Raw genomic sequence first — 2,048 nt, forward strand, 5'->3', positions numbered from 1 at the left:
GACCAGAACTGCGCCGCCCACGCGTTCGGGGTGGGGATGTTACGGCCCTCCACCAGCGGCGCGTTGGCCTCGTACCAGTGCGGGCGCTCCCAGCCGTTCGCCTCCAGGAAGAACGCGCCCTGCTCCTGCTGCCGGGTGTGGAAGGGACTGGTGCGGATCGGCCGCGGGTCGCCCGAGGGCTGGAGCGGGTGCAGGATGTCGTAGACCTCGACGAAGTTCTGGCAGTCCCGCGCCAGCACGTACTCCGGGGACAGCTGGTGCGGCTCGAACCGGTTGACGTCACATTCGTGCAGGTCGAAGGAGGAGCAGTAGCCGTCGACCAGCCACTCCGCCATCGCCCGGCCCACACCCGCGGAATGCGTCACCCACACCGCTTCGGCGACCCAGAAGCCCTTGACGTCCTGGGACTCGCCGAGCAGGGGGAAGTTGTCGGTGGTGAAGGAGAACAGGCCGTTGATGCCCTCCTCGACCTTCGCCTCCCGGGTCGCGGGGAGCAGGGCCTGGGTGTCGTTCCAGGCGGTCTCGAAGTCCTCCTCGGTGAACTTCAGCACCGAGGGCATCGCCTCGGCCTCGTCCACGGAGAGGATGTCGTCGGCGGAGATCGGCATCGGCCGGTGGCCGTAGTAGCCGATGCCCAGCCCGTCGAAGCGGTCGCGGTAGTAGAGGTCGGCGTCCTGGTGGCGCAGGATCGGACGGACCGCCTCCTGCGTCTGTCCGGCCAGTGCCGGGATCGGGCCGGTCCAGGCGAGCTGGTGCGCCAGCGGGGTCAGCGGCAGGTTCATCCCCACCATCCGGGCGATCTTCGGACCCCAGATCCCCGCACAGCACACCACGATGTCCGCCGCGATCTCACCCTGGTCGGTCAGCACTCCGCTGACCTCGCCGTCGACGTGGAGGACGTCGAGGACCTCGTGGCGGGCCAGGAACGTCACACCGCGTTCCGTCGCCCGCCGGATCTGCGCCTCGACCGCCAGGACCGCCTTGGCCAGACCGTCCGTCGGCACCAGCAGACCGCCCAGCACCTTCTCCCCGTCGAGCAGCGCATGCCGCTCCACACACTCCTCGGCCGTCAGCAGCTCGGCCTCGATGCCCCAAGCGGTCACCCAGCCGTGCCGGCGCCGCAGCTCCGTCAGACGCTCCGGCGTCGTCGCCACCTCCAGGCCGCCGACCTGGAGGAAACACGGCTTGCCGTCCACATCCAGTGAACAGAACTTCTCCACCGTGTAGCGGGCCAGCTCCGTCATCGTCTTCGAGGAGTTGGTCTGGAAGACCAGACCGGGAGCGTGCGATGTCGAGCCTCCGGTGGCGGGCAGCGGGCCCTGGTCGACCACCGTCACCTCGGTCCAGCCACGCGCGGAGATCTCGTCCGCAAGCGCCGCACCCACGACACCCGCTCCGATGATCACCACTCGGGGTCCCGCCATCGCCGCACCTCCGAATCGAACCGGCCCAGCCGGTTCAGTTGCTGTCCACGCAACACGGTTCAGGTTGCGCAACTCAATGTGCCCGCCGTCCCAGTGGGTGTCAAGGGTTGTGGAACCCGGGAAAAACGGGCCCGAACACGGCGAAGCCCGGTGGGCGGTACGCAGGGATCGCGCACCGCCCACCGGGCGTGTTCCGACCGGTTTCCGAGCTCCCGGAGACCGGGGCTACTTGATCCAGGCCTTGACCTTGTCCGGGTTGGCGTCGACCCACTTCTTCGCCGCCGCCTCCGGGGTCATCTTGTCCTCGGCTATGTACTTGGCCACGGTGTTCTGGTCGTCGTTGGCCCAGGTGAAGTTCTTCACCAGGTCGTACGCGGGGCTGCCGGACTTGGCGAACTTCGCGCTGACGATCTTGTCGAGCTTGTACACCGGGTAGTCGCAGGCGACCTTGGCGGCGTCGGCGTCACAGCCGTCCGTGTACTTGGGGAGATTGACCTTGACGAGCGGGACCTCGGACAGGAACCACTGGGGCTCGTAGAAGTAGCCGATCACCCATTCCTTGTCCTTCTCCGCCTTGCGGAAGGCCTGGATGAGGGCCGTCTCACTGCCCGCGTACACCACCTT

2 protein-coding genes are annotated in these 2,048 nt (G+C 67.8%); both read right to left on the reverse strand.

The window, feature by feature from the left end; translation table 11 throughout:
• Positions 1-1,424: FAD-dependent oxidoreductase (locus ABZ490_RS52090; protein ID WP_359008095.1), on the reverse strand; the 1,424-nt coding region annotated here is incomplete at its 3' end.
• Positions 1,425-1,649: 225 nt separating this feature from the next.
• A partial coding sequence (locus ABZ490_RS52095; RefSeq protein WP_359008098.1) for a glycine betaine ABC transporter substrate-binding protein occupies positions 1,650-2,048 on the reverse strand: 399 nt, incomplete at its 5' end.

This window comes from Streptomyces sp. NPDC005811, from assembly GCF_040630405.1.
Taxonomy (GTDB): domain Bacteria; phylum Actinomycetota; class Actinomycetes; order Streptomycetales; family Streptomycetaceae; genus Streptomyces.